This is a genomic window from Rhodoblastus acidophilus, from assembly GCF_009720655.1.
Classification (GTDB): Bacteria; Pseudomonadota; Alphaproteobacteria; order Rhizobiales; family Beijerinckiaceae; genus Rhodoblastus; species Rhodoblastus acidophilus_A.
This window is the reverse complement of the sequence record NZ_WNKS01000026.1, coordinates 1-26,337: the sequence shown is the minus strand read 5'-3', so window position 1 is coordinate 26,337 and position 26,337 is coordinate 1. Positions and strand designations below refer to the sequence as shown.

At 62.0% G+C, this 26,337-nt stretch carries 37 protein-coding genes and 1 pseudogene; 6 read left to right on the top strand and 32 right to left on the bottom strand.

Annotated elements, in window-relative coordinates:
- Positions 1 to 45: 45 nt before the first annotated feature.
- The 19 genes from GJ654_RS19120 to GJ654_RS19030 form a co-directional block, all read right to left on the bottom strand.
- Positions 46 to 255, bottom strand: a complete 210-nt coding sequence (locus GJ654_RS19120) for a hypothetical protein (protein ID WP_155447781.1) — start codon at positions 253 to 255, stop codon at positions 46 to 48.
- Positions 256 to 465: 210 nt separating this feature from the next.
- On the bottom strand, positions 466 to 765 hold the full coding sequence (locus GJ654_RS19115) for a 2Fe-2S iron-sulfur cluster-binding protein (RefSeq protein WP_155447780.1): 300 nt from the start codon (positions 763 to 765) through the stop codon (positions 466 to 468).
- 156 nt (positions 766 to 921) lie between these two features.
- A complete protein-coding gene (locus GJ654_RS19110) occupies positions 922 to 2,118 on the bottom strand; it encodes a DegT/DnrJ/EryC1/StrS family aminotransferase (RefSeq protein ID WP_155447779.1) in 1,197 nt (398 codons plus the stop codon).
- Positions 2,118 to 2,375 carry a hypothetical protein gene (locus GJ654_RS19105; protein WP_155447778.1) on the bottom strand — a complete coding sequence of 86 codons (258 nt, stop codon included), beginning with the start codon at positions 2,373 to 2,375 and terminating at the stop codon, positions 2,118 to 2,120. Before GJ654_RS19105 ends, GJ654_RS19110 begins: the two co-directional genes overlap by 1 nt.
- An 11-nt stretch (positions 2,376 to 2,386) precedes the next feature.
- The gene (locus tag GJ654_RS19100; protein ID WP_155447777.1) at positions 2,387 to 2,626 is read right to left on the bottom strand and encodes a nitrogen fixation protein NifZ; all 240 of its coding nucleotides are present in this window, start codon (positions 2,624 to 2,626) and stop codon (positions 2,387 to 2,389) included.
- The gene (locus tag GJ654_RS19095; protein WP_155447776.1) at positions 2,623 to 2,943 is read right to left on the bottom strand and encodes a nitrogen fixation protein NifZ; all 321 of its coding nucleotides are present in this window, start codon (positions 2,941 to 2,943) and stop codon (positions 2,623 to 2,625) included. The genes GJ654_RS19100 and GJ654_RS19095 overlap by 4 nt, the downstream gene beginning before the upstream one ends.
- Complete coding sequence (locus tag GJ654_RS19090; protein ID WP_155447775.1) at positions 2,940 to 3,692, bottom strand: 4Fe4S-binding leucine-rich repeat protein; 753 nt, start codon at positions 3,690 to 3,692, stop codon at positions 2,940 to 2,942. The genes GJ654_RS19095 and GJ654_RS19090 overlap by 4 nt, the downstream gene beginning before the upstream one ends.
- On the bottom strand, positions 3,685 to 4,218 hold the full coding sequence (locus GJ654_RS19085; RefSeq protein WP_155447774.1) for a hypothetical protein: 534 nt from the start codon (positions 4,216 to 4,218) through the stop codon (positions 3,685 to 3,687). Before GJ654_RS19085 ends, GJ654_RS19090 begins: the two co-directional genes overlap by 8 nt.
- A gap of 1 nt (position 4,219) precedes the next feature.
- Positions 4,220 to 4,537 (bottom strand): HesB/IscA family protein, encoded by a 318-nt coding sequence (locus GJ654_RS19080; protein ID WP_155447773.1) that lies wholly within the window; start codon positions 4,535 to 4,537, stop codon positions 4,220 to 4,222.
- A 173-nt stretch (positions 4,538 to 4,710) separates the two neighbouring features.
- Positions 4,711 to 4,929, bottom strand: a complete 219-nt coding sequence (locus tag GJ654_RS19075) for a 4Fe-4S dicluster domain-containing protein (RefSeq protein ID WP_155447772.1) — start codon at positions 4,927 to 4,929, stop codon at positions 4,711 to 4,713.
- Positions 4,930 to 4,939: 10 nt separating this feature from the next.
- The gene (gene nifB, locus GJ654_RS19070) at positions 4,940 to 6,490 is read right to left on the bottom strand and encodes a nitrogenase cofactor biosynthesis protein NifB (RefSeq protein WP_155447771.1); all 1,551 of its coding nucleotides are present in this window, start codon (positions 6,488 to 6,490) and stop codon (positions 4,940 to 4,942) included.
- A 349-nt stretch (positions 6,491 to 6,839) separates the two neighbouring features.
- Positions 6,840 to 7,724 (bottom strand): SIR2 family NAD-dependent protein deacylase, encoded by an 885-nt coding sequence (locus GJ654_RS19065; RefSeq protein ID WP_155447770.1) that lies wholly within the window; start codon positions 7,722 to 7,724, stop codon positions 6,840 to 6,842.
- A gap of 2 nt (positions 7,725 to 7,726) precedes the next feature.
- Positions 7,727 to 7,942, bottom strand: a complete 216-nt coding sequence (nifT, locus tag GJ654_RS19060) for a putative nitrogen fixation protein NifT (RefSeq protein WP_155447769.1) — start codon at positions 7,940 to 7,942, stop codon at positions 7,727 to 7,729.
- A gap of 63 nt (positions 7,943 to 8,005) precedes the next feature.
- Positions 8,006 to 8,200 (bottom strand): 4Fe-4S dicluster domain-containing protein, encoded by a 195-nt coding sequence (locus GJ654_RS19055; protein WP_155447768.1) that lies wholly within the window; start codon positions 8,198 to 8,200, stop codon positions 8,006 to 8,008.
- A gap of 116 nt (positions 8,201 to 8,316) precedes the next feature.
- Entirely contained in the window at positions 8,317 to 8,664 is a 348-nt protein-coding gene (gene nifW / locus GJ654_RS19050; RefSeq protein WP_155447767.1) for a nitrogenase stabilizing/protective protein NifW, read from the bottom strand.
- Positions 8,648 to 9,403 carry a serine O-acetyltransferase gene (gene cysE, locus GJ654_RS19045; protein WP_155447766.1) on the bottom strand — a complete coding sequence of 252 codons (756 nt, stop codon included), beginning with the start codon at positions 9,401 to 9,403 and terminating at the stop codon, positions 8,648 to 8,650. The genes nifW and cysE overlap by 17 nt, the downstream gene beginning before the upstream one ends.
- A 7-nt stretch (positions 9,404 to 9,410) precedes the next feature.
- The gene (locus tag GJ654_RS19040; RefSeq protein ID WP_155447765.1) at positions 9,411 to 9,710 is read right to left on the bottom strand and encodes a NifU family protein; all 300 of its coding nucleotides are present in this window, start codon (positions 9,708 to 9,710) and stop codon (positions 9,411 to 9,413) included.
- A gap of 25 nt (positions 9,711 to 9,735) precedes the next feature.
- Positions 9,736 to 10,056, bottom strand: a complete 321-nt coding sequence (locus tag GJ654_RS19035) for a HesB/IscA family protein (RefSeq protein WP_155447764.1) — start codon at positions 10,054 to 10,056, stop codon at positions 9,736 to 9,738.
- Between the two features lie 144 nt (positions 10,057 to 10,200).
- Entirely contained in the window at positions 10,201 to 11,904 is a 1,704-nt protein-coding gene (locus GJ654_RS19030; RefSeq protein ID WP_155447763.1) for an AAA family ATPase, read from the bottom strand.
- Between the two features lie 144 nt (positions 11,905 to 12,048).
- Here GJ654_RS19030 and GJ654_RS19025 point away from each other — a divergent pair, with 144 nt between their 5' ends.
- On the top strand, positions 12,049 to 12,636 hold the full coding sequence (locus tag GJ654_RS19025; protein ID WP_155447762.1) for a hypothetical protein: 588 nt from the start codon (positions 12,049 to 12,051) through the stop codon (positions 12,634 to 12,636).
- Positions 12,637 to 12,778: 142 nt separating this feature from the next.
- On the opposite strand, the gene GJ654_RS19020 is transcribed toward GJ654_RS19025, so the two are convergent.
- Positions 12,779 to 13,162: a Rieske (2Fe-2S) protein gene (locus GJ654_RS19020; protein ID WP_155447761.1), complete on the bottom strand. Its 384-nt coding sequence runs from the start codon at positions 13,160 to 13,162 to the stop codon at positions 12,779 to 12,781.
- A gap of 98 nt (positions 13,163 to 13,260) precedes the next feature.
- Between GJ654_RS19020 and GJ654_RS19015 the strand changes: the two genes are divergently transcribed.
- From GJ654_RS19015 to GJ654_RS19000, 4 genes are read left to right on the top strand one after another with little or no spacing between them, the layout of a single operon-like run.
- Complete coding sequence (locus GJ654_RS19015; RefSeq protein WP_155447760.1) at positions 13,261 to 13,575, top strand: hypothetical protein; 315 nt, start codon at positions 13,261 to 13,263, stop codon at positions 13,573 to 13,575.
- A 54-nt stretch (positions 13,576 to 13,629) separates the two neighbouring features.
- Positions 13,630 to 14,694, top strand: coding sequence for a threonine aldolase family protein (locus tag GJ654_RS19010; RefSeq protein ID WP_155447759.1), 1,065 nt, complete (start codon positions 13,630 to 13,632; stop codon positions 14,692 to 14,694).
- A gap of 43 nt (positions 14,695 to 14,737) precedes the next feature.
- A complete protein-coding gene (locus GJ654_RS19005) occupies positions 14,738 to 15,265 on the top strand; it encodes a hypothetical protein (protein WP_155447758.1) in 528 nt (175 codons plus the stop codon).
- 2 nt (positions 15,266 to 15,267) lie between these two features.
- Positions 15,268 to 15,495: a hypothetical protein gene (locus GJ654_RS19000; protein ID WP_155447757.1), complete on the top strand. Its 228-nt coding sequence runs from the start codon at positions 15,268 to 15,270 to the stop codon at positions 15,493 to 15,495.
- A gap of 4 nt (positions 15,496 to 15,499) precedes the next feature.
- On the opposite strand, the gene GJ654_RS18995 is transcribed toward GJ654_RS19000, so the two are convergent.
- Genes GJ654_RS18995 through nifE form a run of 7 tightly spaced genes read right to left on the bottom strand, consistent with a single transcriptional unit; the run spans position 15,500 to position 20,642 of the window.
- Entirely contained in the window at positions 15,500 to 16,114 is a 615-nt protein-coding gene (locus GJ654_RS18995; protein ID WP_155447756.1) for a nitrogen fixation protein NifQ, read from the bottom strand.
- A complete protein-coding gene (gene fdxB / locus GJ654_RS18990) occupies positions 16,111 to 16,398 on the bottom strand; it encodes a ferredoxin III, nif-specific (RefSeq protein ID WP_155447755.1) in 288 nt (95 codons plus the stop codon). Before fdxB ends, GJ654_RS18995 begins: the two co-directional genes overlap by 4 nt.
- A gap of 35 nt (positions 16,399 to 16,433) precedes the next feature.
- Positions 16,434 to 16,637 (bottom strand): CCE_0567 family metalloprotein, encoded by a 204-nt coding sequence (locus tag GJ654_RS18985; protein ID WP_155447754.1) that lies wholly within the window; start codon positions 16,635 to 16,637, stop codon positions 16,434 to 16,436.
- Positions 16,638 to 16,670: 33 nt separating this feature from the next.
- Positions 16,671 to 17,141 carry a NifX-associated nitrogen fixation protein gene (locus GJ654_RS18980; RefSeq protein WP_155447753.1) on the bottom strand — a complete coding sequence of 157 codons (471 nt, stop codon included), beginning with the start codon at positions 17,139 to 17,141 and terminating at the stop codon, positions 16,671 to 16,673.
- A 2-nt stretch (positions 17,142 to 17,143) separates the two neighbouring features.
- Positions 17,144 to 17,539, bottom strand: a complete 396-nt coding sequence (gene nifX / locus GJ654_RS18975) for a nitrogen fixation protein NifX (protein WP_155447752.1) — start codon at positions 17,537 to 17,539, stop codon at positions 17,144 to 17,146.
- Positions 17,540 to 17,563: 24 nt separating this feature from the next.
- A complete protein-coding gene (gene nifN, locus GJ654_RS18970) occupies positions 17,564 to 18,958 on the bottom strand; it encodes a nitrogenase iron-molybdenum cofactor biosynthesis protein NifN (protein ID WP_155447751.1) in 1,395 nt (464 codons plus the stop codon).
- A 4-nt stretch (positions 18,959 to 18,962) separates the two neighbouring features.
- The gene (gene nifE, locus GJ654_RS18965; RefSeq protein WP_155447750.1) at positions 18,963 to 20,642 is read right to left on the bottom strand and encodes a nitrogenase iron-molybdenum cofactor biosynthesis protein NifE; all 1,680 of its coding nucleotides are present in this window, start codon (positions 20,640 to 20,642) and stop codon (positions 18,963 to 18,965) included.
- 192 nt (positions 20,643 to 20,834) lie between these two features.
- Between nifE and GJ654_RS18960 the strand changes: the two genes are divergently transcribed.
- Positions 20,835 to 21,803, top strand: coding sequence for a magnesium and cobalt transport protein CorA (locus GJ654_RS18960; RefSeq protein ID WP_155447749.1), 969 nt, complete (start codon positions 20,835 to 20,837; stop codon positions 21,801 to 21,803).
- A 61-nt stretch (positions 21,804 to 21,864) separates the two neighbouring features.
- On the opposite strand, the gene GJ654_RS18955 is transcribed toward GJ654_RS18960, so the two are convergent.
- From GJ654_RS18955 to nifH, 5 genes and pseudogenes are all read right to left on the bottom strand, one after another.
- On the bottom strand, positions 21,865 to 22,263 hold the full coding sequence (locus GJ654_RS18955; protein ID WP_155447748.1) for a type II toxin-antitoxin system VapC family toxin: 399 nt from the start codon (positions 22,261 to 22,263) through the stop codon (positions 21,865 to 21,867).
- Positions 22,263 to 22,523: a type II toxin-antitoxin system VapB family antitoxin gene (locus tag GJ654_RS18950; protein ID WP_155447747.1), complete on the bottom strand. Its 261-nt coding sequence runs from the start codon at positions 22,521 to 22,523 to the stop codon at positions 22,263 to 22,265. The genes GJ654_RS18955 and GJ654_RS18950 overlap by 1 nt, the downstream gene beginning before the upstream one ends.
- A 163-nt stretch (positions 22,524 to 22,686) precedes the next feature.
- Positions 22,687 to 24,246 (bottom strand): nitrogenase molybdenum-iron protein subunit beta, encoded by a 1,560-nt coding sequence (nifK, locus tag GJ654_RS18945; protein ID WP_155447746.1) that lies wholly within the window; start codon positions 24,244 to 24,246, stop codon positions 22,687 to 22,689.
- 121 nt (positions 24,247 to 24,367) lie between these two features.
- Entirely contained in the window at positions 24,368 to 25,867 is a 1,500-nt protein-coding gene (gene nifD, locus GJ654_RS18940; protein WP_155447745.1) for a nitrogenase molybdenum-iron protein alpha chain, read from the bottom strand.
- A gap of 102 nt (positions 25,868 to 25,969) precedes the next feature.
- Positions 25,970 to 26,337: pseudogene (nifH, locus tag GJ654_RS18935) on the bottom strand (nitrogenase reductase); the annotation flags it as partial.

Genomic DNA, 26,337 nt, shown 5'->3' with positions numbered 1-26,337 from the left:
TCCCGCCGGCATGGCTCGGCGGGACGTTTTCCAGATGCGGGGCCCTTACGCCCCGGCCTCCGTCTTCAGCGCATCGAGATCAGCCGGCGACATGCGGAAGATATGACGCCCGCCCGACAGCGCCGCGCCGGCGTGCGGAACCTTTTGGCAGAGGAAGTTGAACCATTGCTGTCCCGTCATGTTCTCGGGACGCTCGGCGATCTCCTTGATCGTGCCATCGGGATAGTAGCAGGCGTGAACGATAATCTGCGTCATGTTGTGACTCCCTGACGAAAAAAGCCCCCTGCCCGACGCGCTCTCCCGCTTCGCCCGAATCCCGGAGAGCGCACGGGTTCCCCACGCGCGCGAAGATCGGGGGCGGTCCCTCCTCCGCACGCGTCGCCGGCCCGCCAAATCAGCCAGCCGGCTCCCGTCCCGCGCGACACGGCCGCGCAGGCTCTTTTCATCCGATCCTGAAGAAACGGATCAGACGAAGCTCAGAAGTTCGACCTTGATGTCCTCGGCGCCCAGCACCTTGGTCTGACAGGCCAGCCGCGATTTCGATCCCACGCCGATGAGTTCATCGAGCTTGGAATTCTCTTCCCGCGTGGTCTTGGTCAGGCCCTTTCGCCCTTCAAGCACGAAGATGTGGCAGGAGCCGCATTGCGCCTTGCCCTCGCACGTGTGCGAAAATCCAGGGACAGCCTTTAAAATGACGGACAGAAGCGACTCGCCTTCAGCCGCCTCCACCACCTGGCCCGACGGGGCCAAAGTCACAGATGCCATGTTTCCAACTCCAAATATTTAGCGTCGCGGCTCTTTTGGCCGTCGATCGTTTTTCCCGATCGCCTTCGATGCCGAATGCGATCGACCTTCTTGTTTGCGCATATTCTTTTCCGAAAACCGCGAACACTTTTCGGGAATATGCGCTGGCTCCACCGCTCAAAGAGGGGCGGTGCCGGTATTCGCCGAGACCAGCGCGTCCTTCGCGGTGGCCATGATGAATTCGATCTGCTCCGGGCTGAGATGTGAGTGGAACGGCAGGGCCACGGCGCGATCCGCCACCTTTTCGGTGACCAAAAGATCGCCGCGACGCCAGCCGCGCTCGAAATAATGGCGCTGCAAATGCAGCGGCGTGCAGTAGGGCGCGCCCTCCACCTGTTCGAGAACGAGTTCCTCGATGATGGAATCGCGGGTCTTGCGGTCGTAGCGCGTGCCCAGATGCACGACATAGACGAACCAGTGGAGTTCGGTGACCTCAGGCCCGACATAGGGCGGCTTGATGCCCTCGAACGCCTGCACAAACTTGGCGTAGGTCTGCTCGGTCTCGCGGCGCTTTTCCAGAATTTCGTCGATGCGCGACAGTTGCACGAGGCCGAGCGCCGCCGTGATGTCGCTCATTTTCGCCTGCAAGGCCGGGGCGCTGGTCACCGCCACGGAGCCGCGCTCCTCCAGCGCATGGGACCGGCGCCGCCGCACCGCCATGGCCAGATCGACATTGTCGGTGACGATCATGCCGCCCTCGCCGCACACCAAAGGCGACGGCTGCGAAAAATCGAAGAAGCTGGCGTCGCCAAAAGTGCCGACCAGCGCGCCCTGGTAGCGCGACCCGATGGATTCGGAACAATCCTCAATGATCGGCAACCCGGTCTTTTCCGCCAGGGCGCGGAACGCGGTCCAGTTGGCGGGATGGCCGTTGCTGTTGAGCACGACGATGGCGCGGGTCTTTTCGGAAATCTTGGCTTCCGCCTTGGACGCCGCGACGCAGCCCGACCAATAGTCGATATCGATGAAGACAGGCGTGGCGCCGATCGCGGCGATGGCCTGCGCGCATTCGCGGAACGAATAGGACGGCGCGATCACCTCGTCGCCAGGCCCCACCCCCTGCGCCAGCAGGATCAGAGCCAGCCCCAGCGTGCCGCTGGGAACCGCGATGGCATAGCGCCGCCCCAGATATTTCGAAAACGCTTTTTCGAACTCATCGACAACAGGCCCCGCCCCCAAGAAAGGCGAGCGCAGCACCGCCTCCACCGCCTTCAGCTCCTGCGCGGTGAGATCGGGATCGGAGAGCGGAATCGGCTCGTCCGGAATCTCGATATATTGGCCTTCGCCTTCGTCGGAATAGTCGTATTCGGTCATCAGCCGGCCCGCCGCGCGAGAATGAAGCCGGTCGCTTGCGTCGGATCGGGCACCACCTGCGGGCAATGATCGCCGCCAACGAGATGCAGGTCGAACAGACCAACGGTCTTCCACGGGGTTTCCGCGACATCGGACGCGTCGCAGCGCAACCACGCCATCCGCGGATATTTTTGGCGCAATTGCGCCAGCACCGCCGGCGATTGCGTCGCCGCAACTGTCGCCTCGATGTCGCTCAGGACCGCTTCGTCGATACCCATAACAAAACTCCTCAGGCCGGCTCGATTTCCTCTTCGAGGCAGCCGACGACAAATTTCTGTTCGAACTCGACCATATAGACAGGCGTGTTGCTCTCGACATGCGCGCCGACCTGGACGATCTCGCCGAGCGTTCCCTCGGGGGCGAGCACCGCATCCTCGGGCGCGTCGGGGAAGGAGCCGTCATTGACCAGATCGGCCAGGCAGCGCACGCGCATGCCCCACTGATATTTGGGTTGGCGGGGATCGATCATGCGTCAAGCTCCTGAGGCAGGGGAATGTCTTCGTCGTCAGCGCTGGCGTCGGCCCATTCGAGTTCGCGGCGTTTCATGCCGACGCGGTTGCCGCTGTCGAGGAATTCGACGCCGTAGATGTAAAATTGCTGCAGGAAGGTGCCGATGGTGACGACATAGCCAACCTCGCCCTTCTTCACGAGAAGGTCGCCGATCTCCTTGCCGGCATAGGTGCCGTCATTGCGCACCAGACGCTTCGCCCGCACCTTGGCGCCGTAATTGAAATGCGGCTGGCCGACCAGTTCGTTGACCTCGCTGTCGCGAACGATGTTGCTCATGTCTGGTCCCCGTTCAAGCGCGCGCGAACAGTTTCGCGCACCATCTCGTCCTCGTCCTCCGCCAGCTCCGCCAGCAGTTCTTTGTCGATCCGGCTCGCGGCCTCGTAGCGCACACGCCAGTCCTCGTCCCCGCGCATCCGCGCCAATATTTCCGGCGCCAGACGTTTCGCCACCTCGACCCGCACGCGCGGCTCCGGATCGGTCATCATGCGCAGCAGCACGTTTTTTTCGGCGCGCTGCGCGACCATCCGTCGCACTTCCGGCTCGGGATCGCTCACCATCCAGTCCAGCAGGTTTGGCGCCAGTTTTCGCGCAATCACCTGTCGAACATAGTAATCTTCATCCTGCAACATCGGGACCAGATCGGCGTCGTCGAGCAGGGAGACAATGCGAATGCGCACCTCGCGATGCGGGTCGTTGCGCAGCTTCAGAATGTGCTTTTTCGGCAGCCGGCGCGCGGCGTTCCAGCGCACGGTTTCTTCCGCGTCATCAAGCAGCGGAATAAGTCCGAACACCGCCGCGCGCTTGGCGGCGATGGCGCGAATCTCGAAATATTCGTGCTTGAGATAGTCGTTGGAGAGTTCGGGATTCCAGTTGAAAAACCGATCGATGCGCCGGGCGTAGCGGTCATTCACGCAGGCGTGCGAAAGCTTACATTTGCCCAAGGCGAGCATGTCCTGATGCCGACACGCGCGACAATCGATCGGCTCGCCGCGCCAGTCGATGGTTTCGACAATGTCGTCATTCATCGCCGGCCTCCGCGCGCGCGAGCACGTCGAGCAGCAGACGCGCATTGATGCGGTCGGTGGAATCGAGTTCGAGCAGTTTCAGCGCGGCTTCGCGCCCCTCGTCGAGATCGCCGAGACGCATATGCAGATAGGCGTAGCCCTTGAGGCAGAACATGTAGAAGCGCGCCATCACATCGTCATAAGAGCCGAAGGCGGCGTCATCGGCGCGCACGTCGCGCCAGTCGATGGCGAAATTTTTTTCCCGCGCAGTTTTGACGAGACAGCGCTGACCGATGGCGAGCGCCTCGGCCAAACGGCCCTTGTAGAAATAATAGCGGTACCAGCCGATCAGCACCGCAAAATGGTCGGGCGCGGCCGCCTCCGCCGCGCCCAAGAAAACTTCGGCTTTTTCCGCGTCCGCGTAGCTCAGTCCGGCCTGTTCCAGGGCGCGTTCCGCCTCCGCAGGGAGACCGCCGCCGAACAGCGGATGCGACAGAACGCCGTCTTCAGAAAGCACATCGGACGGACGCGACGCGGCCTCGATCATGTCAGTGCGAGGGGGTGCAGCAAGCCGTGGCCTTGGGGTCGTGGAAGACGAGGCCGGTCGATGTGGGGGTATCGGCAAAATCCACGGTCACGCCTTCAAGCAACAAACGGCTTTCCGCCGGCAGAAAGATTTTGAGGCCATCGCGGGTGACCACGGCGTCGCCCTGCTGCGGCTCGGCGAGGACGGAAATGTCGGCGGACAGGCCCGAGCAGCCGCCGGGCGACACGGCGAGACGAAACCCGGCGCCGGGTCCGCCGTCCGTCATCACCATCATGCGCATGAAGCGATGGGCTTTGGGGGTGAGGGTGAAATTGGTCATGGAGGTTTCCTTCATTCTGCGGGAAGGGCCGGAACTCTCCTTCTCCCCTTGCGGGAGAAGGTGGCTCGCGCGAAGCGCGAGACGGATGAGGGGTTTTGCCACAAAGAGCGCCCCCCATCCGGAGCTGCGCGCCACCTTCTCCCCAAGGGGAGAAGGGGTGCGCCTTCGGCGCGCTACAGCTGATAGCGCGGGTAGCTCGTGTCGATGATGCACGTCTTGTCCACCGGGCAGACCGCCACGCATTGCGCGGTGTCGAAATGACCGATGCACTCCGTGCATTTGGCGGGTTCGATGACGAACGTCCCGCCCTTTTCCGAAATGGCCTCGTTCGGGCACTCCGCCTCGCAAGCCGAACAGGACGTGCATTGCGACGCGACGATTTTGTAAGCCATGACGGCCCTCCTATTCCGCGATCAGAGCGCCCTGGCGAATTTCGGCGTCGCCGCGCGCGACATGCGCGATCTCGCCCGACTTCACCTTTTCAAGATACGCCTTGAACCAGGAGATCGCCGATTTCTCGATGAACTCGTGCGCGAATTCATCGACAGGTTCGATGCCCGCCTTGATCAGGTCGTTCTTCGGACAACCGCCGATCTTGGCCACGAACACGGCATGACAGTCGTTGATGGCGCGGATCACCGTTCCCAGCGTGTCCTCCTCGCCAAAACCGCCCTGGCAATACATGTCGACGCGGCGGTGACCGACGAATTTCGAGCCGGAGGTCGAGAGTTCGTAGATCTGGAACTCCTTGGCATGACCGAAATGCTCGTTGATCAGACCGTTGCCCTTGGTGGCGACCGCCGCGAGCACCTTGATGGCGCTGTCCTCGCCGGCGAGCGCCGCCATCTCCTCGTTCTTGGCCTCGACCTTGGCGACGCGCTCCTGCTCGACCGCCGCCTGATACGCCTTGCGCGACTCGAGGTCGTAATTGACCTCCATGTCCATGATCTTGTCGGTGGTGAATTCCGCCGAGCGGTCCTCGCCCAGCAGACCCACGGCGTCGGCGCGGCACTGGCGACAGTGGCGCATCATGTTCATCTCGCCTTCGCAGGCGTCCTGCAACGCCTTCAGCTCCTGCGCGCTCGGGCCACGCTGTCCGGAGAGGCCGAACACGGTGCCATGCTCGGGCGCGGAAATCAGCGGCATGATGTTGTGCAGGAAGGCGCCGCGCGATTTGACGGCCTTGTTGACCTCAACGAGATGCTGGTCGTTGACGCCGGGGATCATCACCGAATTGACCTTGCACAAAATGCCGCGCTCGGTGAGCATTTCCAGCCCGCGCAACTGGTTCTCGGAAAGAATGCGCGCGGCCTCGACGCCCTCGATGCGCTTGTGATTCCAAAAGATCCAGGGATAGATTTTCGCGCCGACTTCCGGGTCCACCATATTGATGGTGATGGTGACGTGATCGACATTGTATTTGGCGATCGTGTCGATGTGCTGCGGCAGCGCCAGCCCATTGGTGGACAGGCACAGCTTGATGTCCGGCGCGGTCTTCGAAATCAGCTCGAAGGTCTTGAAGGTCTTGGCCGGATTGGCGAGCGGATCGCCGGGGCCGGCGATGCCCAAAACCGTCATCTGCGGAATGGTCGCGGCGACCGCCACCACCTTTTTCGCCGCCTGCTCCGGCGTCAGACGCTCGGAGACCACGCCCGGGCGCGATTCATTGGCGCAATCATATTTGCGATTGCAGTAATTGCACTGGATGTTGCAAGCCGGCGCGACAGCGACATGCATGCGGGCGAAGTGGTGATGCGCCTCTTCGGAATAGCAGGGATGGTTTTTGACCTTCTCCCAGATTTCCGCAGGCAGATCGCTCGGGCCGGCGGAGGAGCCGCAGCTCGACTTGCCCGAACCGCCCGACGTGCCGCAGCCCTTGTGTTCGGCCACCTGCTGCATGATCGCTTCCATATCCACGCCCTCGGCGTCCGCTTGATGCGTCAAAGATTCCATTGACCAGCCTCTCCAGCGAATTCAATCCTGCGCTGAAGGCAGCAAGGATCGCGCCAGAGGGTGCCAGAACATGTTATCTCATTAAATCAGTCACTTGCAGCGTTTCGACGCCGGAGATTGTCGCAGAGGGAACAGGGATCAGGGTGCGATCGTCGACCTGTTGTAAAGCTGACAATCGAAACCGTCCGTCATTGCGAGCGGAGCGAAGCAATCCACCTTGCGGCCTGTGCGCGAGGTGGATTGCTTCGTCGCTGACGCTCCTCGCAATGACGGCGGCGGCAATACGACAAAAAAAGGGAGCCCAAGGGCTCCCCGAAGTCGCGCCGCAAGCGTCGCCGACAGGTTCGTTTCAAGCCATGATGATTTCACAGGCGCACGCCAGCGGGATGGCGAGCGGAACGATGTTTTCCGCCGCGAAGAAACGCTTTTCGTTGAGCGTCAGCTCCTGGTCCGGCTCGATCACCGCATAATGCGGCGGCGCCGAACGCTTCGAAACCTGCCGCGCATAGGTGCGCAGCATCTGGTCGTGGAAGCGGCAACCGATGAAGAGAAAGCCGCGATCGCCGCGACGATCCTTCACCGCGTCCGGGATCGGCGTCTGAATATCGATCTCCGTCAAAACCTCGACATAGTCGGCGTCGGAGATCAGGTAATTCTTGGCGGGCGCCACCGAGCCATGCGGCTTGTAGAGCAGCGTCTTCCAGCCGGCCGCGTCAGCCGCCTTGGCCTCGCCGCCGGACGCGTCATAAAAACGGAACCAGCGATCCTCGCCGATGCCGGCGCGGGAAATGCCCTGGACCTCGCCCCAGCTTTCCGCGTCGGAAAGCGCCTTGCGCATGGCCGCGTCGTACCAGATGTCGACGATCAGCGGCAGGTTCAGCCCGGCCAGAAACGCTTGCAGCGGCGCGGGCTTTACGGGAGCCGAAAACGCCTCGGTCATGAACAGGACAACGGTCGGGCGCAGCTTGTAGCCTTCGATATATTGCGCCGCGGACCAGGCGTTTCCGCGCGCGCGGCGCGGCAGCGACACCTTCTTGCCAAAGAATTCGGCGAGACCTTCGGGCGCGAGCGGAATGGCCGATTCGGACATGCCGACCACGGCGGGGCCGAGATAGGGAACGATATCGCCGGCGCGCAGCCGCGCCGAAACCTCACCCAGGATTTTCTCGGCTTCGGGGCCGGACAGAATCGCCTCGTCGGCGAGCGCGTCGGCAAGCAGGGCCGCTGTCGCCATGATCAATCCTCCCCAGCGCGTTTCTTGGCCTCGACCGTGATCGGCAGACGGGTGTCGGCCGGCATGTCAGGAAGTTCGAGCACCCAGCCATTGGCGATCTTGATCCAGCCGCCCCAGAGGGTCTCATGCTCCTTCTCGACGATCGGCTCTTCGAGATCCTTTTTCGGCACGTAGATCGACAGGCCGAAATCGGCGGAGTTGCGGATCATGATTTTCATGGAAACCTCAGGTGGGGAAGAACGTGCGCCGGCGACGGGCGCCGGCGCGAACTTGCGTAAACTTTAGACCTTCACGCAGGTCTTCGGCACGGGGCAGACTTCGTCGCACTTGGCGTGGTCATAATGACCTTCGCATTCCGTGCACTTCTTGGGATCGATGACAAAGCTGTCGCCCTTCATCGAGATCGCCGCATTGGGGCACTCGAACTCGCAGGCCGAGCAACCGGTGCACTGCGAAGCGATGATTTTGTAGACCATAGGACTTCTCTCCTCATTCAGCCGCGTGCGGCTGAGCATTTGACGCAATGAAACGGAGCAAGCGGTGTGCCATGGAATTTCCGTACGAAATCGTGGGAAATCGCACAGTTTTGTCGTCAGCCGACCGTCAGCGACGACAGCGGCACGAACGGCTTTTGCGGCTTCACCTCTTCCTTGGGCGCGACCGCGTCCTTGTGGACCTTGAACAGCCGCTCCTGGATGGGCGAGCTCTCGACGAAATCCTGATAGGCCTGAGCGAGATGTTCCGCGCACAAGGCGTTGATCTCATCGTCGCTTTTGCCGTCGAAGGAGCCGTCGAGTTGCAGGCCCCTCAGGTATTGGCCCATGCGGCGCATGATATGCAGGCGAGACACGCGCACCACGGCCGGGTCGAAGTCGACGCCGAGGTGATTGAAAAAATCTTCCGCCGAGGACAGGCGGCCCAGGTCATCCAGCGCGCTCATCGTCAAACCTTTCTTCTTCGTGTTCGTGTTTGCGAGCCCTGCCCTGCATATGATTGAGCCGGGCCTCCAGAAATTCGACGCGGTCGAGCAGCATCGACAACACTTCGCCGACGGGATCGGGGATCAGGTGATGGTCGAGATTGACCCGGCCATTGCCGAGCGCGCGGCGATCGAGGGCGCGCACGACGCGGGCGGGAATGCCCACGGCGGTCACGCCGGGAGGAACCTCCTCGACCACCACCGAATTGGCGCCGATGCGCGCGCCGGCGCCGATCTTGATCGGCCCCAAAATTTTCGCGCCGGCGCCAACCAAAACCCCGTCTTCCAGGGTGGGGTGGCGCTTTCCCGGCGTCCAGCTCACGCCGCCGAGCGTCACGCCGTGATAGAGCGTGACGCCGTCGCCGATTTCGGCGGTCTCGCCGATCACCACGCCGGCGCCGTGGTCGATGAAAAATTCCTGGCCGATGGCGGCGCCGGGATGGATGTCGACATTGGTGAGCAGTCGCGCGACCCAGGCGAAGAACCGCGCGGGGAATTTGGCGCCCGATGTCCACAGCCGGTGGGAAAACCGGTGCCAGATGATGGCGTGCACGCCCGGATAGGTGAGCAGGATTTCGACGGCGTTGCGCGCGGCGGGATCGCGCGCCTTGACGCAGGCGATATCGTCCCGCCACAGCCGCCAAAGACTGGCGCGCTCCGCCTCCGCGTTGACGGCCGGCATGACCGCGCCCTCGTTCATGGCCGCCTCAGTGCCCCGGGCGCTTAAAACCGGTCGGCGCGGGAACGACGCGCACGAATTCGCCGAGCTTTTCGACGATGCGGGCCTGGATGCCTTCCAGCGTGGCGCTCGCCAGGCTGCAGAAGATGCAGGCGCCCGTCAGCCTGACATTGACCACCTTGCCTTCGATCGACAGCAGCTCGCAGTCGCCGCCGTCGCGCTTCAGCGCCGGGCGGATCTCCTCGATGGCTTCGCGCACGAGCTTTTCACGTTGGTCTTCGACGGTCACGGGCGCCTCGGCGACAATGGTTCCTGTGTGCATGGTCATGATATGTCCCTCTCGTCTCTTAAATTCAGCCAAAACTCTTCCCGCAGGAGCAGGCGTGGCTGGCGTTGGGGTTATCAAACGTGAAGCCGGCGCCCTCGATGGCGACGACGAAATCGATGGTGGTGCCGTAGAGCAGCGGCAGGCTGTCGTGTTCGAGGAAGACTTTCACGCCGTCGCGCTCGACGACTTCGTCATCCTCTTCGGCGGCGCGGACCAGACCCATCAGATATTTGTTGCCGGCGCATCCGCCGCTCTCGACTTTCAAGCGCAGCCCCTGCACCGGCTCCGGCGCCTTGGCGATCGCGTTACGCACCGCGTCGAGCGCGCTGTCGGTGAGATGGATCATGTCGTCCTCCAGTCAGAGAAGCCTTTGACCACAAGAGAAGCAAAAGCCGCGCCAGAGACGCGGCTCGTTTTAACATGATGATTTTGCTTGTCTTTTATTGACGTGTCAGCATCCCGACAGTCAGCAAGGCGACAGGGCGCCCGTTCAAGCGGCGCCGACCTGATCGAGGCCGCGGAACACGGCGCAGCGCTTGAACACGTCGAGATCGGGCGGCGTGTCGCGATGCCGACAATATTTTGAGACCAGTTTCGCCAGCCCCTTTATGTCGCGACCGCTGGTCTGGGGATAGAGCGCCACCAGTTGGCCGATCAGATCGTCGCCGAGGTCCAGCGCAAATTGTTCGGCCATCACGCTCCAGATTTTTTGACGCGCCTCGGCGTCGGGCGCATGAAAGCGGATCAAGGCGATGCAGCGCGAGACAATGGCCTCGTCAATGTCGTCGATGCGGTTCGTCGTCAGAAACAGCAGACCGTTAAAATATTCGAGCACGCGCAGGAAAACCCCGACGACCGCGTTCATGGTCATGTCGTCCTGCCGGCGTTTGATATAGACGTCGGCCTCGTCGATCAGCATCACGGCGCCCCAGCGCTGCGCGCGCAGCAGCGCCTCCTTCAGCGCGGTCTCCATGGCGGCGACATTGAGGCCCAGTTGCCCGGAATGGACGCGATAGAGCGGCCGCCTGACAATCTCGGAATAGACTTCAGCCGTCAGGGTTTTGCCGACGCCGGGCGGTCCCGCGCACAAAACGGTGGTGCCGCCGGATTTGCCGGCGACAATATCGTCCATCAACACATCCATTTCGGCGGTGAGGATGTCGATCAGGTCGGTCTGTTCCTCCGGCAGCACCAGTTTTTGTTTCAGGTCGGGCTGATAGGCGTAGGGGGTCAAATCCTCGACATGCGCCCAGACATAATGGTGCAGGTCGAGGTGGAACATCAGGATGAAGGGATGCACCGGGATTTTTCGAAACAAATCCTTTCCCTTGGCCGCATTGACGGCGGCCACTTCGTCCTCCTCGAAAAAAGCGTTGCTCTTGGCGGCCTTGCGCAGATAGGAGCCGAACAGGTCGCCGGTGAGTTCCAGGGTCAGCGCGCGATTGGCGAGCAGGCTTTCGTCGTTGACCAGACGCGCGGGAGCGCCGCCTGAGGAGAGAATGACGCTGTCTTTTCGCGCCCAATCGGTGTTGCGATGGGTGGAGGCGGGATCGTCGGCGAAATAGCCGAGGCCGACGCCGGAAAATTGCGCGCCGTAATGCGCGCGCCATTCAAAATACTTTTCCGAATTGGCGTCATAAGCGGCGATCAGCTCGGGCGTCTCGTGCAAAAACCCTTTGCCCGCCAGAATCTCGGCCACGGTCTTGCCCTCGACGTCGCCGGCGGAAATGCGCAGTTGCGCCGTCGCCAGCTCGCCCTTGGAATTGGCCTTCAGCTCGATGAAGATGCGGCCGGTCTCGTCATTGTTGGCGGGCGTATAGTCGATGCGCGAGACGACATAGGGCAGCGGACGCCCTCTCGTCGTGAGGGTGAAAAGCCAGCCGCGCTGCGCCTCGTCGATCAGGAACCGCGCCAGCGCGGGCACCACGGCTTCGAGATCGTCGGCGGCGAATTTTTGGCCGTCGCCGGAAAAGGCGCGGCGCAGGGTGGCGATCTGCGCCTGCTGGTTCTGCAGCGCCGGGCCGGCGGCGCCATAGAGCTCGTGCAGCCGCTCCACCTGCGGCGAGGAGAGGTCGAGAAAGGAGACCTCAACCTTGTCGCCGAACAGCAATTGCTGCTTGAGCGTCTCGAGTTCGGGGAAATCCTTGGCCAGAGCCTCGACAAAGGGGCGCGCGATGTGAATTTTGACGCTCATGTCGCCTTCCGTTCACCAGAAACATCCGGTTTTGCGACAAGCAGGGAACAGGCCATACATTTTGTGGCGAAATTTTCGGCAAACCATTTGCATAGCTATTGGCGGCGCGACGATGCGCGAAGATTTCTGACTGCGGAGAAGAAAATGACTTACGAGACGACCGCCCTCGCCGGACTGGAAACGGCGGGCCGCCTGCTCAACGCCGTGTACAAGGGCCCGAGCGACAAGAGCGGTTACCTGGCTTTTCGCGGCGATTTCGCGCTGAAATTCCAGGAAGCGATGGCCGACGAGAAGCGCCCGCCGGAATATTGCCTGGAGCAGAGCCTCGCCATCGTCAAGGACGGCGGAACCACCATCGACGCGCTGGCCGGCTACATTCACGACATCAACAACCTCAAGACTTTCCAGGAACTGGTCGGGCCGCTGCTGTCGTCAACCGGACAATACATCATCTTCGCCGGCAATATCGATTTCCTGGCGAAATACACGGTCACCTTCGGCGACGCGACCCTGACGGTGCTTCCGCTCGAAGAATCCACCGTGTGGAAGGAACTGTCGGACCTCGCCGGCCTCGACAAGAACGATTTTAAGAAACTCGACGGCGGCGGCAAGGTCCAGCTCATCCTCGACAAGGCCAACGAGGCCAAGAGCGCCTACGAGAAGATCAGCTTTGAAGATTTTCTGGCCAAGGCCCTGCCGGTGCGCAACCGCAACGAGAACCGCCCGGTCTGATTTTTTCCGATCGTCGCGCCTTCACCCTTTCGCGGTCCCCGCGAAAGGGTTTTTTTGCTGCCTGAAAAGGAGCCCTCATGCTGAGGAAGCCGCGAAGCGGCTGTCTCGAAGCGCGAGGGCGGGACCACGCATTTGGGGGCCGTTACGCCTCCTCGTCCTCGATCAGCTTCAAGCCCAGCACGCAAATGTCGCCGTCGATCACCTCAAGGCGCACCTTTTCCAGATTTTCGCCCTTGCAAGGTCCGGAGGAGCAGCGCCCCGACCCGATCTCGAACAGCGAGCCATGCTTGCCGCACATCAACCGCTGTCCCGAATCGTCGAGGAAACTGCCGGACTCCCAGTCCAGATGCGAGCCGTGGTGCGGGCACCTGTTGCGATAGCCGAACACCTGCTTGCCCCAGCGCACGACAACGATGGGAAAGGAATCCGGCTCGCCCTTCTCGTTGATGATCCCGAGGTGGAACCCCCTCGCCTTCTGGCTGGGAATGTCGCTCAGCGCGCAAATGACATAGGCTTCTTCAGACATGCGCAACTCCGTCGTCGTTCGCGACAGGAATAGCAAGAATTGCGCTATGCTGGCACGACTTTTGAAATTCCATCGCCAGTTGTCACACAGGAGACGTCATGCCGGTTCTCGTGAAAACCACGCTCGACGGGCGGAAACTGGAAGTGTTCGACCAGGGCCTGACCCTGGGCGGCAAGCTTGAGGCGCGCGATCTCATCGCCGTCGCCGAACACCCCAACCGCGCCAAAATCCTCGAAGCCGCGCCGGACGCCGTCTATATGGCGGGCCGCGTGCCGCTCAACGCCGCCGAGGCCGAAATCGCGCAAAAGGCGCTGGACGAGGCGGAAGCCCGACATCTGACCGACCCGAAACTGATCGAGGAGCGGTTTCGCCGGCTGATGTGGAAGCGCGCGCGCGACCCCGGCCTGGATTGAGGGCGGGGCGCCGGCGGGCTGGTCCTTTCGCCAAACTGCCGTAAACTCGGCCTCATGACGGAAAGACCCCAGCAATTCGCCAGCGACAATTACGCCGGACTCTGCCCCGAAGCCTGGGCCGCCATGGCCAAAGCCAATGCCGGCTCGGCGCCCGCCTATGGCGAAGATGTCTGGACGAAAATGGCCGCGGACGCATTTCGAAACCTGTTCGAGGCGGAATGCGAAGTCTTTTTCGTTTTCAACGGCACCGCCGCGAACGCCCTCGCCTTGTCGTCCGTGTGCCAAAGCTTTCACAGCGTGATCTGCTCGGCGGCGGCCCATGTCGAAACCGACGAATGCGGCGCGCCCGAATTTTTTTCCAACGGCGCCAAGCTGTTGACGGCGGCGAGCGCGGACGGTCGCCTCACGCCCGCGCTGTTGCGCGGGCTGGCGACGAGCCGCAGCGACATCCATTTTCCCAAGCCGAGCGCGGCGTCGATCACGCAGGCGACGGAGACGGGGCTGGTTTATTCCGTCGAGCAGGTTCGCGCCCTTTCCTTCGCCTGCCGCGAACTCGACTTGAAACTGCACATGGACGGCGCGCGCTTCGCCAACGCCTGCGCGGCGCTGGACTGCGCGCCCGCCGACATCACTTGGCGGGCGGGCGTCGACGTGCTGTGTTTCGGCGGCGCCAAGAACGGCCTTGGCCTCGGCGAAGCCGTGATTTTTTTCGACCGGGCGCTCGCCAAGGATTTTGAATATCGCTGCAAGCAGGCGGGACAACTCGCATCCAAAATGCGCTTTTTGGCGGCCCCCTGGCTCGGCCTTCTGGAGAGCGGCGCCTGGCTGCGCAACGCCCGCCACGCCAATTCTTGCGCCCGCAGACTGGCCGACAAAGTCCGGGGGCTGCCCGGCCTGTCGCTGGCCTTTCCGGTCGAAGCCAACGCCGTATTCCTCAACGCGCCCGAAACAGTGCTCGACGCCTTGCGCAAAAAGGGCTGGCGCTTCTACACTTTCATCGGCGGCGCCGCGCTCTTCATGTTCGCCTGGGACGCCGACCCCGCGCAGGTGGATGCGCTCGCAGCCGATCTCGCCGAGATCGCGCAATCCAATATGGCCTTCAACCGCAAGGTCAGGTAAGTCTAGCGCTCGAACCTTTCGTGCGCGAGGGAGATCGGCCGAAATGAGCGCAAGCGTTGAAGAGAAGCGGGAGAACGGGCTCAAAGCCAAAATCTGGAAGGAGCTGAAAAGCTTCTTCTGGATATTTCTCTATCTTTACATTGTCTTCGGCTTCTACACGCTCGCGGTCGGCATTGCGCATCGGCAAGATGGAATGGCCTCGGTTTCGCATGGCTTCGCCGCGATCAACGCGGCGGTGTTCGGCAAGGTCATCCTCATCGCCGAGCAGATGGAGTTCGGGAGCCAAATCCGCAGCGCCCGCCTGGTGACCCTCATCGCCTGGCAAAGTTTCTTGTTCACGCTGCTGCTGATCGCGTCCCATTTCCTCGAGCACGCCATCCTCTCCTACTTCCACACCGGCGCGTTCGAAATCACCCTGGACCTCGGAGGCGGCGGCTGGCTTGGCCTGTTGATGGTCAGCTTGATGATGTTCTTCGCGCTGGTTCCGTTCTTCGCCTACCGCGTGCTGTCGGAGACGATCGGGCCGGACCTGTTTCATGCGCTGCTGTTCAAGAAGCGCCGCCCGAGGTGAAGATGGCGGATGACGCCGAAGCGCCCGATCCGGAAAAAGCCCGCATCCAGAAAGTGTTCATCCGAAGCGCCGCCTATTTCGCGCTTTCGGGCGTGGCGCTGGCGCTGGTGATCTGGTCGTTCGTCGCGACGGTGCGAACCGAGGACGCATGCGGCGCCCACACGATCCGACCGATGTTCCCATGGGGTGTGTCAAAGATTTGGTATTGGGGCCCAAACCGGGCGTGCTGACGGGTTACGCCCGCTGCTCGAAAAAATGCGCGAGCCGCGAAATCCCCTCCTCCGAACCGAAGCATGAGGCGAAATCGTCGCAATCGCTGCACACCGGCGCGGGGCAGAGACTAAACCCCTCGGACGCGCAGACCATTCGGTAAATAAACTTCTTCCATTTCATGTCGGCCGAATTTTTCAGTTTCAGCCGGGCAAAATGGCGGGTCATCAGCTCCGAAAGTTCGCCGCGGTTGCGCAAACCCAAATCCTGCCAAAGGTGGTGCGGCTCCTGGCAGCGCCGCGCGATCATGGTCGCGAGCGGGTTCAAAAAAGCGTAGTCGCCGTTGCCATACATCAGCAGCAAATCGCGCGCGGACTCTTCTTCCGCCGATGGCGCGGGCGCCGCCGCGCCGGCGAGCGCGGCAAGATCGCCGGCGACGCCGGGAAACAGCTGTTTCCCCAGCGCCAGCAAGGCGTCCGCGTCGAGACCGCTGGTGGCGGCCAGACCCAAGCCCTCTTCCCGCGCCTGCGCCAGCGCAAGCGCGAGAATGGACGCGCAAATATGCGCGTCAAAGGACCCGTCGCCCGTCGAGGGCGCAGAGGCCTCCATCAACCAGCGATAGGTCCGTTCGGGGCTCATGCGGCCACCGCTTCGTGTTTCTGGCAGCCCGACGGACAGACGCGGGCGCAGGCGCCGCAGCCGATGCAGGCGCCGCCGTCGGCCATGATCATGACCTTCTTTTCGATCTCGTCGGCGTCCTCGTCATCGTCGTCGATGTACTCGCCTTCGTCGTTGATGCCCTTCAGGGTCATCACGTCGCGTCCGCACACCTTGTAGCAACGGCCGCAGCCGATGCACTTGGCGGGGTCGATCGCTACGAGATATTCCGGCTTCCAATCGCGGCCGTCACGTGTGTTCGCCATTACTCTCTCCTCTCGGGCCGATCAAGCTTCGCTTGTCAGGCCGCGGCTTCCGCCGCTTTCAGCTCCGCGCGCTTCGCCTCCAGAATGGCGAAGGCGTCATGGGTTTTTTGCGCGACCTCCATGACGGTCTCCCAGCCGATGGGGAGTTCTTCCGAGAGATCGTGCAGGTTCATTTTCGCGTTCATGGCGCGAGCGGAGAGTTTTTTGATCTCCGCCTTCAAAGCTTCAACGTCGCTCATGCTTTCCTCGCAGGTCGCCTCTTCCGGGCAAATTCAGTAGCGGGCGGCGTCCGGGAATTTGTCGATCATCTCGACGCCGGCCTTGACCATTTTCTCGCCTTCCTCCGCGAGCTTCGAAAAACTCTCGAAGCCGAAGCGATGGATGTCGCGCAACTGCTTGTTGACGACGATCAGGCGCCCGCCAATCAAGACCATGCGGCCGAAACCTTCATGGCTCATCTTCAGCATGGGCGAGATCATCACCTTGGATTCCGCCTCGATCGACAGGCCGATGGCGTTATAAAAAAGCTCCAGGCGCCAGATCGTGTCCGGGTCGGGATCGGCGATGATCGGAATCTTTTTGCGCTCTTCCTTGGTGACGATGTACTCGCCGAGAAGTTTGGCGTCGCTCTTGCGCTCCCAGCTTCCATGCGCGTCCTGCGCGCGCCAGACTTTTACAAGGGTCTTCAGGAACGGATTGGACGCAACCAGGGCGTCGTCGTCGAGTGCGGCGGCTTCAGTCATTCTCAATCCTCGAAATCGAACACGCGTTCCTTGCCCTTGCCCATCGCCTTGCGGATGAAGGGCGGCGGATTGCCGTTGAGCATCGCTTGCAGCTTTTTCAGCAGCGACTCGATGTCCTCGGGCTCGGGAACCTTGATGGGATGAATGTTGTTCGCCACGACGCGCGCCGCGCCGGAGCCGCCGATGGCCGCGACATAAAGGATGGCGCAATCCTTGATCGCCTCGATCTTCGGCGCGAGCTTGTCCTCGTTGCCATCTTCCTGCAGGTCGCCGGAAAAGGTGACGGTCTCCACAAAGCTGTAGCCGTTTTCGTCGAGATCGTAGATCGAGATCTGCTTGGCCCAGCCGAAATGGGCGTCCACCCTTTTCAGGTCTTGTGTAGCAAACGCGACTTTCATGGCTCGCCCCTTTGCGCCTCGGTCTCAGTGTGAAAAGGACGTTGCAATCGCGGCGCCATTTGCTTCCGCATCCCACGGATTGCGCCAGGTGTCCGGCGTGACATGGGTGTTGGCTTCGCGATGCGCGATGATGAGATTGGCGATCTTGAAGATCAGGTCGCGCGATCCGCGATAACCGATGGAGACTTCGTGCGCGGCGCCGATGCGGTCGAACATCGGGATGCCCATGCGATAGAAGGGGATGTTCAACCGCTCCGCCGCCTGGCGGCCATGCGAATGGGTGACGAGCAGGTCGCAACCCTTCTCCCCCGCCAGCCGCTCCAAATCTTCGAGATCGCCGATGACGACCTCGTCCGTCTCCAGCTTTTGCAGAATCGGCGAGGCGGTGGTGGTCACCGCCGCTTCAATGCGCGCGCCCATGTCGTTCAGGAACGAGCCGATGTCCAGGAGCATGTCGGGCTCGGCGCCGATGGCGAGTTTTCGGCCGCCAATATGGAAATGGCCGTCGAGCATAGCGTCGACAAGTTGCCCGCGCTGCCGCCGATATTTCGCCGGCGCCTCGCGTCCCGAAATCTCCATCAGGAAGGCGATCAGCGCGTCGCTGGCTTCCAGACCGCACAGCTTTTCAAACAGGCGATAGGGCGCGCCGGTCTTCGCCTGAAGCGCTTCGGCGGCCGCGCGCATGTGTTCGCCAACCGCGATGGTCCAACCGGCCTCGCCCATCGCCGCCACTTCATCGACGCCGACGCCGCCAATGGTGGTGGGGGTGAAATCGTCGGGAATGTGACCGTCGAGCGATTGGCCAATGTCCGGCAGGAAGGTGGGCGCCAGGCCGAAATCCTCGATGATGGTGCGCAGTTCCTCGATGTCGCCGGGGGTGAGATGGCTGCCCGGCAGCACGTTCACCGCCCGCATGTTTTTTTGCGCCGCATTCTCCGGCTCGCGCACGAGTTCGTCGACCAGACGCACCACCGCCTTCTCAAAACCGTCCTGAAAGGCGCCGGTAAAATCGGGCGTCGAGACATGGACCAGCGGAAAATCGTTCAGCTCGGGATTCCGCTGCCGGATCAACCGAATAAAACCGTCGACGTCATCCCCCTTGGTCTCGGTGACGCCGGTGGTGGCGATGCCGATGATTTCGGGTTTTGTGCGCTGGATGATGTTCAGCACCGCCTGTTCGACATTTTCGAAGCCGCCCAGAACCGTCGCCACTTCCGACATGGCGGTGGTCTGCATCGGAATGGCTTCCTTGAAGTGGCGCACGAACAGGACCAGCCCGAACGAGGTGCAGCCCTGCGAGCCGTGCAGCAGCGGCATGCAGCCGCGCAGGCCCATGAAGGCCAAAGCCGCGCCGATCGGCTGGCTCATCTTCAGCGGGTTGACCGAACAGCTTTTCTTCGCGTGCGAAACCTTGGCCATGTCCTCACTCCGCCGCGACATTGATGGTTTGTGTCGGCTGTCCGACAATCGCGCCCTGATCCAGGATTTCCTGGATGCGCACGGCGCAGGCGCCACATCCGCCCGACGCGGCGGTCTTCTCCTTCACCGCTTCCGGCGTGGCGGCGCCGTCGCGAATGGCGTCCTCGATGGCGCCCAGCGTCACCCCCTTGCACATGCACACCGGTTTTGCCCGGCGCGCCTCTTCCGCCTTGGCGGGATCGGCGGCAAGCGCCTCCTGCTCCTGCGCGATCTGGGCTAGGGCTCTTTCCTGCCAGCTGTCGCCAACCTTCGCCCAGGGCGCGGGCTTTCGAACCTTTTGCCAAACGGGATTGGACAGGGTGCGGTCGATCTCCTTGACCAGGTTCACCATGCCGAAATAGCCCATATAGCCGTGATGGCGCTCCTGGTTGATGTCGAGCCAGGGCATGGTGGCCTTCAGCGCCACGAATTGCGAGCGCCCGCCCGACAGCATGATGTCGGCCTTCGCATCCCGGAGCATCTTGTACATGTCGCGAGGCTTCATATCCTCGATCATGTGGGCGTCCTGGCCCATCAGCTCCTTGATGCGCTCCTTGTCCTCGCGCGTCGATTTTTTCACCGACGTGCCGACCATCTCGAAGCCCGCCTCCAGCAGTGCCGCCACCACCGACCAGCTCTTGACGCCGCCGGTGATCAGCAAGACCTTCTTGCCTTGGACGCGCGGCTTGAGCGCCGCGATGGCCGCGTAAGCGCGCTTTTCCTCGCGTTCGCAAACCGCATTGACGCGGTCCATCAATTCGGGATCGGCCCCGCGCTCGATCAGCAGGCGGGCGAGTTCCTTCAGCGAATCCGACGTATCCTCGATGCCATAGAACGAGCCCTCGAAGAACGGAATGCCATAGCGTTCCTCCATCTTGCGCGCGACATTGATCATGGCCTTGGAGCAGACCATCATCGTGGCGCGGGCGCGATGCGACGAGGCCACCTCATTGTAGCGGCCGTCACCGGAAATGCAGGAGAGGATGCGGATGCCCAGCTCATCGAGCAGCGGCTTCACCTGCCAGAATTCTCCGGCCAGATTGAATTCGCCGATGATGTTGATGTCGTAGGGCGTGGTGTATTCCGGCTCGACCGTGCCGATCACGTAGTCGAGGAGCGCCTCGCCGGCGAGCTTGTTGCCCAGATTCTTGGGGCCGACGAAGCCGGGGACATTCACCGGAATCACCGGCTTGTTGAACTTTTGCGACGCCGCCTTGCACACCGCGCCGATGTCGTCGCCAATCATGGCGGGCACGCAGGTTTGATAGACAAAAATGGCGGGCGGATCGTATTTCTCGATGATTTCCTTGCAGGCCTTGAACAGCTTCTTCTCGCCGCCGAATACGACATCCTGCTCGGTCATGTCAGTGGTGAAGGAGGTGCGCCACAAGGTCGGGCCGGAGGATGCGGAGCCTCTGTTATCCCAGGAATTGCCTTCGCAGGCGATGGGGCCGTGGACGAGATGGGCGACATCCGCAAAAGGCTGCAAGGCGATCTTGGCGCCGTCAAAAGCGCAGCCGCCGGCGGCGCCGCCGGGCTGCAATTGCTTGGTGCAGCCCTTCTTTTTCTCCTTGGTCGATTTATTGGCGTTCTTGCTGCACCCGGGCTCGTTGAACACGTCCTGAATTTTCGAGGAAACGGACATCTGCCCTCCTGTCGTGTTCGGCGCGCGAAAATTGTCGGGTTTCCGCCGCGCGAAAAACTGTTTGGAGACGAGAGCAGCAAGCGCCGTGCCGAACGATGCCGGCGGCCCCGTACCGCGGCGACCCAGAAACTGGTAAGGATCGCCCACAAGCGCGGCTCCGATGGCGCGGCATCATGGTTTCGAGGTTGGTTCATGACGATTGTCGCCGCTTATCTGTATCGGGACGGCCAGCGCGTTCGCGAGATTTCGATCGATGAAAAGGTCGATTGCGCGCGGGACACATCGGAATTCGTCTGGATAGGCCTCGCCGATCCGTCCCCGGAAGAATTGCGCACGCTCCAGAGGACCTACGATCTGCATCCCCTCGCGGTGGAGGACGCCCTGAAGGCGGGCCAATTGCCCAAGATCGACATCTATGGCGACCAATTGTTCGTCGTCGCGATGACGGCGCACCTGGAGAACGACGTGATCGCCTATGGCGAAACCGCGATGTTCGTCGGCCGCGGCCACATCATCAGCGTGCGAAGCGGATCGGCGCGATCGCACAGCGACCTTCGTCAGATGCTCGAAGCCGCGCCGACCCACCTTCAGCAAGGGGTGGATTACGTGCTTCATGCGATCCTGGACTATATCGTCGATGGCTATCTGCCGATGGTCGAGACGATCGAGGATGAGGTGCTGGCGATGGAGCAGCGCACCATCGACCACTTCCTCGGCCGGGAGGAGATCACCCGCATTTTCACCCTGCGCCGCGAACTGATCCGATTTCAGCGTGTGCTCGTCCCGATGGGCGAGGTCGCCGCCAAATGCGTGCGCACCGACCTGCCGTGCATAGACAGCGACGCGCGTCCCTATTTCAATGATGTTCTCGACCATGTGCGCCGGGTGCGGACGATGGTCGACGATCTGCGCGAGGTGCTGACCTCGGTGTTCGAATTCAGCAACTTGCTGGAACAACAGCGTACCGGCGCGATCACGCGCCAGCTTGCCGCATGGGCCGCGATCCTCGCGGTGCCGACGGCGGTCGCAGGCATTTACGGCATGAATTTCGAGCACATGCCCGAGTTGAAGACGGAATACGGCTATTTCGTCGTTCTCGCGGTGATCATGACGGCTTGCGTCACGCTCTATATCCGGTTCAAGCGGGCGAAATGGCTTTAGAGCGTTTTCAAGCGACCTGTTCGTCATTCATGGATTTTGCTTCGCTGGGAGCGTTTCCTGGTCAGGCGGCGAGAATGTCCGTCTTCGAAAAATCATTGCCCTTGAACAGCAAGGGAACGCGATGAACGCACGCACAGGCGTACGACATGCAATCGGCCAGATTGAGTTGGGCGGGATGGCCGCGCCCTTTCCCGTAAGCGGCAAAAGCGGCGACGGCGGTTGTCGCGATGGCGCCGTCGATCGCAATGACGGCGATATCGGCCTCCTCCAGCAGCGCGCGAATGCGCGCCTCGACGAAGATGGGATCGAGGTCGAGCAGGCTGGAGAGGCGCATCGCCGCTTCCAGAATGACAAGCCCAGACGTGATCGGGTTGGTCGCCGCCGCGACTTTTTCGGCGAATTGGCCGGCGTCCGGTTCGCCCGCGAGCAAGGCGACGATGACGGACGTGTCCACGAACATCAGTCGTGCCCCCACATGGCGTCGATTTCGTCCTTGGTCAGCACGCGGCGATTGGGGCCGGCGTGTCGGGCGAGGTCGGCCGAAATTTTCTGGATTCGGACGGCGAGCGGTTCCGCCGATCGGGCGCGGCGAAGTTCCTCCTGCAACGCCTGCACGACAGCTTCGGTCATGGTCACGCCACGTTGCTGCGCGAGGCGCATGGCGAGGTTCCGCGCGCGGACGTCGCGAATTTGAAGGGTGGTCGGGTTTCGTTCGGGCATCCGGCGCTCCTGTCATTCCATACAACATAGCGCTTTTCGTATGGAAAGACCAGATAAGCCTGTTCGCGCGCCGCCGCCGGCCAAGTTCGCGCGCCGCCGCCGACCAAGACGAAAAAACCCGGGAGACTTGCGTCTCCCGGGTCCTTTGTTCCGTTTCCGACACTCAGCGGATGATGTCGAAGGAATAGTCGGTCTTGCCGGCGATGATCGTGTTGGCGTCCATCGTGTCGAAGATCTTGTCGAGGATCGTCACGAGAACATTCAGGCCGCCCTGGTAGCCCCACACCGGGTAGCGGTGCTTGTGGTGACGGTCGAAGATCGGGAAGCCGATGCGGATCAACGGGGTGTTGGTGTCGCGCTCCAGATACTTGCCGTAGGTGTTGCCGATCAGGAAGTCCACCGGACGGGTGAACAGCAGCGACCGCAGGTGCCACAGATCCTTCTGCGAATAGACTTCGCAGTCCTTGCCGAACGGCGAGGAGGCCAGCAGCGCCTTCATCTTCTCTTCCCAACGCTTGTTGCCATTGGTGGAGAGCACGGTGGTCGGCTCGGCGCCCAGCTCAAGCAGGAATTCCGCCAGGCCGTAGCACAGGTCGGGATCGCCGTAGATGGCGAACTTCTTGCCGTGGATGTGCGCGGCGGAGTCGGCGATGGCGTCCACCAGACGGCCGCGCTCCTTTTCGAGCGACGCCGGGATTTCGACGCCGGCGAGCTTGGCGACGGTCATCAGGAACTTGTCGGTCGCCTTCACCGAGATCGGGTGATTGAAGGCGGCGACCTCGTGGCCGTGGTCGGCGACCATCGGCAGGGTCTTTTCGGTGCAATATTCCTGCATCGAAATGGTGGCCGAAGCATGGACCGCGTTGGTCACTTCTTCGATCGTGGTGCCGCCGTCATACATGCGGAATTCGCCGTCGGTGGGGGTGTCCCACACGTCCGAATTGTCGCCGACGATGGTGTACTTGATGCCCATCTCGTTGAAGATGCGCTTGATTTCGCGCAGGTTGCCAACGGTGTAGCCGTCGAACCCACCCAAGAAATTGATCGAGCCGTTCTTGACGGGGGTGATCTTCTCGACCGTGCCGGCCTTGCCGTCCCAGAAATGCTCCAGCATGCCCTTCATGGCGTTGTCGTAGCCGGTGATGTGGCTGCCGACGAAGGCCGGGGTGTGGGAGAAGGGAACGTCGAAGTCAGCCGGGACCGAGCCCTTTTCCTTCGCGGTCTTGATGAAGGCGTTCAAGTCGTCGCCGATGACTTCCGCCATGCACGTGGTGGAGACGACGATCATCTTCGGCTTGTACATGTTGTAGGTGTTGGCCAGGCCGTCGATCATGTTGTTGAGGCCGCCGAACACCGCCGCGTCTTCGGTCATGGAAGACGACACGCAAGACGTCGGCTCCTTGAAGTGACGCGAGAAATGCGAGCGATAGTAGGCGACGCAGCCCTGCGAGCCGTGGACGAAGGGAATCGCGCCGGCGAAGCCGACCGCGACGAACACCGCGCCGAGCGGCTGGCAGGCCTTGGCCGGGTTAACGGTCAGCGCTTCACGGGCGAAGTTGAGCTTCTGGTATTCTTCGGTCTTGAGCCACTCGCGGACGCGCTCGACTTCGGCCGGATCATGGCCGCCTTCGAACTTGGCCTTCTTGTTGGCCAGCATTTCCTGATATTCGGGACCACGGAAAAGGTCGAAGTGGTCGAGTACGTTGTCGGCGTTCTGCGCCATGGTCATGCCCTCTGCTATCTGAAGGAGCGCGCGCGAGACCGTTCGCCGGTCAGGCGGTCATTGCGTCCGATTGGGGTGTGAGGGGCCGGCTCCGTCGCCAGGGCGCGGAGCCGGCTCCAAATTATTCGGCCGCGACGGCGGTGGCGGCGGCTTCCGCCTTCCAGGGCGCCTTGGTCATTTTCCAGACCGGCGAGTTGATCGCCATGTCCATGTCGCGGGCGAAGATGGCGAAGCCGTCATAGCCATGATACGGGCCGGAATAATCCCAGCTGTGCATCTGGCGGAACGGCACGCCCATCTTCTGGAACACGTACTTTTCCTTGATGCCGGAGCCGACCAGGTCGGGCTGCACCTTCTCGACGAATTTTTCGAATTCGTAGCCGTTGACGTCGTCGTAGATCAGGGTGCCGTCCTTCACATAGTGCTGGGCGGTGCGCTGATAGTCGTCGTTGTGGGCGAATTCGTAGCCGGTGCCGACCACTTCCATGCCGAGGTCTTCATACGCGCCAATGACGTGGCGCGGACGCAGGCCGCCGACATAGAGCATGACCTTCTTGCCTTCGAGGCGCGGACGGTACTTGGCGACGACCGCGTCCATGAGAGGCTGGTACTTGGCGATGACCTTTTCCGCGTTCTCCTTGATGTTGTCGTCGAAGAAGCTGGCGATCTTGCGCAGGGATTCGACGATCTTGGAGGGGCCGAAGAAGTTGTACTCGCACCACGGAATACCGAACTTCTCTTCCATGTGACGCGAAATATAGTTCATGGAACGGTAGCAGTGCAGGACGTTGAGCTTCGCCTTCGGCGTCGCTTCCAGTTCCGCCAGCGTGCCGTCGCCGGACCACTGGGCGATCACGCGCAGGCCCATCTCTTCGAGCAGGATGCGCGAGGCCCAGGCGTCGCCGCCGATGTTGTAGTCGCCGATGATCGCGACGTCATAGGGGGTCGACTCGAAGGCCGCCAGCTTGGCCGGGTCCTGCTTGTCGAAAATGTAGTCGCGCACCGCGTCATTGGCGATGTGGTGGCCCAGCGACTGGGACACGCCGCGGAAGCCTTCGCAACGCACGGGAACGATGGTCTTGCCGCCATATTCCTTCGACTTGGCCTTGGAGACCGCCTCGATGTCGTCGCCGATCAGGCCGATCGGGCATTCCGACTGAACCGTGATGCCCTTGTTCAGCGGGAACAGTTCCTGGATTTCGTCCATCAGCTTCGACAGCTTCTTATCGCCGCCGAACACGATGTCCTTTTCCTGGAAGTCGGAGGTGAACTGCATGGTGCCGTAGCTGTCCACGCCGGTCACGCCGATGAAATAGTTGCGGCGCGAGGACCAGGAATACTGGCCGCAGCCGACGGGGCCGTGGGAAATGTGAACCATGTCCTTGATCGGACCCCACACCACGCCCTTCGATCCCGCATAGGCGCAACCGCGAATGGTCATGACGCCGGGGATGGATTTGATGTTGGACTTCACGCCGCAGTCGGACTTGCCCTGCTCGTGGACGTTCAGATGCTTGGCGCGGCGCTTGGCGGTCTTTTCCGGATAGACGGCCAGCACTTCCTTGATCAGGTCCTTGTTGCGCGCCTTGACGTCAACAGTATCTTCGTTCGCAACGCTCATGTCGCCACCTCTTCAAAATCAGCGCCTTGGGTTAGCGGCGCATGCCCTCTATTCCCCTTGAAGGGGTGTGTCCGGCCGCGCGGCGCGGCCGGACCTTCAGTGTCAGGCTTCGACGGCCTTCTTACCGACCTGGCTCTCGTCGATGGTCGGCATGATGCCGTGTTCCATCAGCAGGTCTTCGAGTTCGTCCATGGTGATCGGGGTCGGGATGGTGCCGTTGCCGGCGTTGTTGTGCACCTTGTTGGCGAGCGTGCGATATTCGCCGGCCTGCTTGCAGTCCGGAGCGTATTCGACGACCGTCATGCGGCGCAGTTCGGCGTGCTGGACGATATTGTCGCGCGGCACGAAGTGGATGAGCTTGGTGCCCAGCTTGCCCGCGAGGGACTCGGCCAACTCGTATTCCTTGTCGGTCTTGCGCTCGTTGCAGACCAGGCCGCCCAGGCGCACGCCGCCGGAATTGGCGTATTTCA